This is a genomic window from Nocardioides sp. (genome assembly GCF_031422975.1).
Taxonomy (GTDB): Bacteria; Actinomycetota; Actinomycetes; order Propionibacteriales; family Nocardioidaceae; genus Nocardioides.
The window spans coordinates 1-5,443 of sequence record NZ_JANPEO010000514.1 but is presented as its reverse complement, the minus strand read 5'-3'; the positions used below and the strand labels follow the sequence as shown (position 1 = coordinate 5,443).

Below are 5,443 nucleotides of genomic sequence, written 5' to 3'. Positions count from 1 at the left end.
GAACGTGGAGGCGTGCTCCGAGTTCGCGTTGAGCGTCTCGCGAATCATCACGCCCGCCTTGGCCCACTGGTCGGTGTTGCCGATGCTGCCGACACGGGCGACCACGGTGCAATCGCCGCTGGCCGTTTGATACACGTAGCGGAACGCATCGGCCGTGTTCCAAATGTCATTGCCGGAGCCGACCACGGTGAACGTGCCGCTCGCCTGATGAGCGCCACCCGTCGCGATGACCGTGCCAATGTCCTTCGTGCTCCAGGGACTGGGCACGCCGGCCGAGGGAACGGCGCTCACTTCGTCGGAGTCCGTGATTTCCACGCCGCTCTTCACGGCCGCGATCACGTAGTAATAGATCGTTCCGTTGACCGCCGTGGTGTCCAGATAGTTGGTGCCCGTCTGGCCAGACTTGATGGTCGTGTAAGGACCATTCGGGGTGACCGAGCGGAAGATGTTGTAGCTGGTTGCTTCCGGGCTGGCCGACCAACCCAGGCGAACCTGAGCGTTGCCCGGCGTTGCCGTGGCGGTCAAAGCCCGCGCACACTCGGTGGAACCGCAGTGGCCCGGGCCAGTGATGCCGTTGTTGTAGTTATCCAAGGCCAAGTGCCAAGCCAACACGGACGCCTGCTGCGCCGCAGTGAGGTAGCTCCAGTCGTTGTGGTTGTAGGCGGCCAAGAAGGTGTCGGCACTGCTGATCGTCGCATCCACCACGGAGGAACTGGCTCCTTTGAGCTTGTTGAGTTTCGCCGCCAGCAACTGGGCGTAGAGCTTGGTAATGCCATTGGCCGGCGCACCGTAAACGTGCTGACCGAGCACATCGACCCCGATTTGCTGGCTCGAAACCACCAGTGTCTTGGCACCGCCGGAGGTGCCCAATTTGATGGGAAGCGGCGTGATGGCCGTCGGGTGATTCTTGTAGTAACCAATCGTCAAGGTGCAGCCTTGATCGAGTTGGCTATTTGTTTGCCTGTCTTTTTCTTTGAAGTAGTGTCTCAGCGGTAGGCATTGGTGTATGCGCCCTCGGGCGGCGCCTTCGTGATGATGGTCGCGCCGGTCTCGTTCTCGGTGTTGAGAGCGATCTCGACCGTCTGGTCCCAGGCGGCCTCGTCGATGACGCCGACGCCGTTTGTGGAGGGCCAGATGAGCTTGTTGATCTCGTTGGTCATCCACAGCTGGTGGCTGGTGCCGAGCTGTGAGCCTGCCGCGGTGACCGCCGCGGCGCCGGCCTCGGGGTTGTCGCGGACGTAGGCCCAGCCCTTGATGGAGGCCTTGATGAAGGCGACCGTCTGGTCGGCGTAGGCCGGGTCGTCGAGCCGGTCGGTCGAGGCCCAGATGGCGTCCTGGAGCATGGCCGTGCCGACGTCGTTCCAGTCGATGACGTTGTGGTCCTCGGGCTGGTAGAGCTCGCCGGTGTCCGGGTTGAGCGTCTCGAGGACCTGGGCGTACTCGTTGTAGGTCATCGCCTGCGCCGCGTCGATGTCGCCGGCGAGGAAGGCGTTCATGTCGAAGGCCTGCTGCACGAGCTCGATGTCCTTGAGGCCGACCCCGGCGTCCTGCATGCCGGCGAACAGCTCCCACTCGTTGCCGAAGCCCCAGCTGCCGACGTTCTTGCCCGCCAGGTCAGCGGGCGACTCGATGCCCTTGTCCTTGAACGAGATCTGCGTGGTCGCGCTGCGCTCGAAGATCTGGGCGACGTCGGTGATGGCCGCGCCCTGCTCGATCGAGCCGAGCACCTTGGGCACCCACGAGATGGCGTAGTCGACGTCGCCGGCCGCGAGCACGTCCTGCGGCACGATGTCCGGCCCGCCCTCGGCGATGGTGACGTCGAGGCCCTCGTCCTCGTAGAAGCCCTGCTCGACCGCGGCGTAGTAGCCGGCGAACTGCGCCTGGGCCACCCACTGCAGCTGGAGCGAGACCGGGGTGAGGTCCTCGCCGGAGCCCGAACCGCCGGCGTCGGCACCCGTGTCGCCATCTCCGTCGCCGCCGCAGGCGGTCACGGTCAGGGCCAGGGCCAGGGCGACGACGCCGATCTTGAGCCCGGACAGCGTCCTGGATCGTGGTGTCACTCTCATGTGTTCTCCTCGGGTTGGGGCGTGGTGGTCAGTTCTGGGGGGCGTGCCGGGCGAACCACAGCTCGACGAGCAGGGTCACGACGTAGAAGGCGAGACCGAGCACGATGGAGCCGGTGACGTAGGCCCACGCCAAGGGGTAGTTGCTGCTCGCCGCGGCCGAGGTGATCGCCTTGCCGAGACCGCCGACCGGGCCGCCGAAGTACTCGGCGATCAGCGCCGAGATCACCGCCAGCGACGAGGCGATGCGCAGGCCCGTGAAGACGTAGGGCGTCGCGGTGGGCAGCGTGACGGTGCGGATGGCCTGAGTCGGCGTCGCGGCGTACGCCGACATCAGCTCGCGGTGCACGGTCGAGACCTGACGCAGGCCCCGCAGCGTGTTGAGGTAGACGGGGATGGACACCGCCAGCGCCGCGATGACGATCCGCCCGGTGTCCACGGCCGCGCCGAACATCGTGTAGAGCACCGGCGCGAGCGCCACGATCGGCACGACGGACAGGGCGGCCACGATCGGCACGGCCATCTGGTCGATCACCTTGGCCATGCTCGAGAGCACGGCTCCGAGGACGCCCATGAACCCGCCGACCAGCATCCCGATCAGCGCATTGCGACCCGTGACGAGTAGTGAGTCGATGACGTTGGACCGGCCGGTGACCAGCTGGTCCCAGATCGCCGACGGCGCGGGCACGATGTAGGGATCGATGCCGAACCCGTCGACGGCGAGCTGCCAGCTGCCGAGAAACGCGGCGCCCACGACCAGCGGGGCCAGGACGGCGCCCAGGCGCAGGTCGCGGACCCGCAGCCTCGGTCGCGTCGTCGTCTCCGGGGTGACCACCGCGCTCATCTGTTCTCCACCCCCCGCGTCCCGTCGACGGGTGCCCCGTGCAGGTGCTCGCGGACCGCAGCCACGGTGTGGAAGAACTCGGCTGCGTCGCGGACCTCGTCCGTGCGATCGTGCGAGGTGCCCATGCCCGCCCCGCCGGCGGTCACGACGTCGACGATGCGGCCGGGACGGGGCGACATCACCACGACCCGGTCGGAGAGGAAGACCGCCTCGGGGATGGAGTGGGTGACGAAGAGGACGGCGGCACTGGTCTCGCGGCAGATCCGGACCAGCTCGTTCTGCATCCGCTCGCGGGTGATCTCGTCGAGGGCGCCGAAGGGCTCGTCCATCAGCAGCAGGCGCGGGCTCTCGGCGAGCGCGCGGGCGATCGCGACCCGCTGCTGCATGCCGCCGGAGAGCTGGTCGGGGTGGTGGCGACCGAAGTCCTGGAGGCCGACCAGCTCGAGCAATTCGGCCGAGCGCGCCCTGCGCTCACCGGCGCCCACTCCGTGCAGCTTGAGCGGCAGCTCGATGTTGGAGGCCACCGTCCGCCACGGCAGCAGCCCGGCCTGTTGGAACGCGATGCCGTAGTCCTGGTCGCGGCGCGCCTGTCGGGTCGTCTTGCCGAAGACCGAGATCGCGCCGGCGGTGGGGCTGTCGAGGTCGGCGACGAGTCGCAGCAGGGTGCTCTTGCCGCACCCGCTGGGACCGATCAGTGAGACGAACTCGCCCGCGGCCACACTCACGCTGACGTCGCTGAGCGCGACCACCTCGTCCCTGCGGCGGCGAAACACCCGGTCGACACCGACCACCTCGATGGCGGCGGCCTGCGGCGCGCGCTGCTCGGGTGCCGTGTCCGGCTCAGTGTCCGTGGGGGTCATCGGCTGGTCTCCGTCAGTCGGAACGGGCGTAGGGCAACAGTGAGCAGGCCGACGGCTCCGGCCGCGACCAGACCGACGGCCACCGCCCCGAAGATCGGCGCCCAGGCCTTGGCCGGGTCACCGCCGGCGGACTGGGCGTATTCGACGACCATCCGGCCGATGCCGCCGCGCAGCCCGATCGACACCTCGGCGACGACGGACCCGATGACGGCACTGGCCGCGGCCAGCCGGAGCGCGGGCAGCAGGAACGGGACGCTCGCCGGCAGTCGGAGGGTGAGAAGGGTGCGCCACCAGCCGACGCCGTAGGTGTGCATCAGCTCGACATGCGTGCGCGCCGGTGACTTCAATCCCCGGAGCGCACCGATGGAGACCGGGAAGAAGGCGAGGTAGGCGGCGATCAGGGCCACCGAGTGCTGGTTCTCCCAGGTGAACGAGCCGAACTCGATCTGGGCACCCCAGCGGCGTACGAGCGGAGCGATCGCGATCAGGGGGACGGTCTGGCTGAGCACGATCCACGGCAGCAGCCCCGACTCGGCGAGCTTGAAGCGGGTCATCAGCAGCGCCAGCAACAACCCCACCGTGACTCCGACCAGCCAGCCCCGCGCCGCGATCGCCAGCGTGAAGCCGCTCGCCTCGAGCACCGCCTCGAAGGCCGTCGGCGCCCCCTCGAGACCGGTGGCCGGCTCGAAGAGCCGCTGCACCATCTCCCAGGTGTGCGGCATCGCGAGGTCGGTCGCCCGCGGCAGGATCAGGGTGCGCTCACCGACCAGGACCCCCTGCTCCGGGCCGAAGGCCTTGTAGAGGTCCCACAGCGCGGCGACCAGCAGGACGCCGAGGGCGCCCAGCAGGACCGCGCGGAGACGTCCGACCATCCGCGTCACGCCTTTGCGACCACGTGGTCGCGCAGCTTGGGCATGATCGTCTCGCCGTAGACCCGCAGGGTCTCCTCCTTGTTGTCGTGCTGGAGGTAGCCCGCGAACTGGTGGACCCCGATCTCCTTGAGCGCCTGGAGCTTGGCGATGTGGTCCTCGGGCGTGCCGAGCACGCAGAACCGGTCGACGATGTCGTCGGGCACGAAGTCGGCGTGGGTGTTGCCGGCCCGGCCGTGCAGGTTGTAGTCGTAGCCCTCGCGGCCCTTGATGTAGTCGGTGAGGGCCTGGGGTACGCCGCCGGCGTCGCCATACTTCTCGACGATGTCGGCGACGTGGTTGCCGACCATGCCGCCGAACCAGCGGCACTGCTCTCGCATGTGCGCCCAGGACTCGGGGGTGTCCGCGCCGACATACATGGGGGCGGCCACGCAGAAGGTGATCGCGTCCGGGTCACGCCCGGCCTTCTCGGCGGCGTCGCGGACTGCCGCGATCATCCACGTCGCGATGTCGATGTCGGCCAGCTGCAGGATGAAGCCGTCGCCGACCTCCCCGGTCGCCTTCAGCGCCAGCGGTCCGTACGCCGCGATCCACACCTCGAGCTCCGAGCTGCGGGCCCAGGGGAACTGCAAGATGGTGCCGTTGACCTCGACGGGACGACAGTTGGCGAGCTCGCGGATGACGTGGGTCGCCTCGCGGACCTCCTTGAGGGTGGTCGGCTTGCCGTTGAGGACCCGCACCGCGGAGTCGCCACGGCCGATGCCGCACACGGTGCGGTTGCCGTACATCTCGTTGAGGGTGGCGAAG

General features: G+C 68.5%; 5 protein-coding genes and 1 pseudogene. All 6 read right to left on the bottom strand.

Annotation, left to right across the window (positions count from 1 at the left end; genetic code table 11):
- Positions 1–927 (bottom strand): annotated as a pseudogene (locus RMO85_RS15420) (hypothetical protein); the annotation flags it as partial.
- A gap of 59 nt (positions 928–986) precedes the next feature.
- Complete coding sequence (locus RMO85_RS15415; RefSeq protein WP_310529606.1) at positions 987–2,066, bottom strand: ABC transporter substrate-binding protein; 1,080 nt, start codon at positions 2,064–2,066, stop codon at positions 987–989.
- A gap of 28 nt (positions 2,067–2,094) precedes the next feature.
- On the bottom strand, positions 2,095–2,907 hold the full coding sequence (locus RMO85_RS15410) for an ABC transporter permease subunit (RefSeq protein WP_310529605.1): 813 nt from the start codon (positions 2,905–2,907) through the stop codon (positions 2,095–2,097).
- Entirely contained in the window at positions 2,904–3,767 is an 864-nt protein-coding gene (locus RMO85_RS15405; protein WP_310529604.1) for an ABC transporter ATP-binding protein, read from the bottom strand. The genes RMO85_RS15410 and RMO85_RS15405 overlap by 4 nt, the downstream gene beginning before the upstream one ends.
- Positions 3,764–4,639, bottom strand: coding sequence for an ABC transporter permease subunit (locus tag RMO85_RS15400; protein ID WP_310529603.1), 876 nt, complete (start codon positions 4,637–4,639; stop codon positions 3,764–3,766). The genes RMO85_RS15405 and RMO85_RS15400 overlap by 4 nt, the downstream gene beginning before the upstream one ends.
- Before the next feature lie 5 nt (positions 4,640–4,644).
- A partial coding sequence (locus tag RMO85_RS15395) for a TIGR03842 family LLM class F420-dependent oxidoreductase (protein ID WP_310529602.1) occupies positions 4,645–5,443 on the bottom strand: 799 nt, incomplete at its 5' end.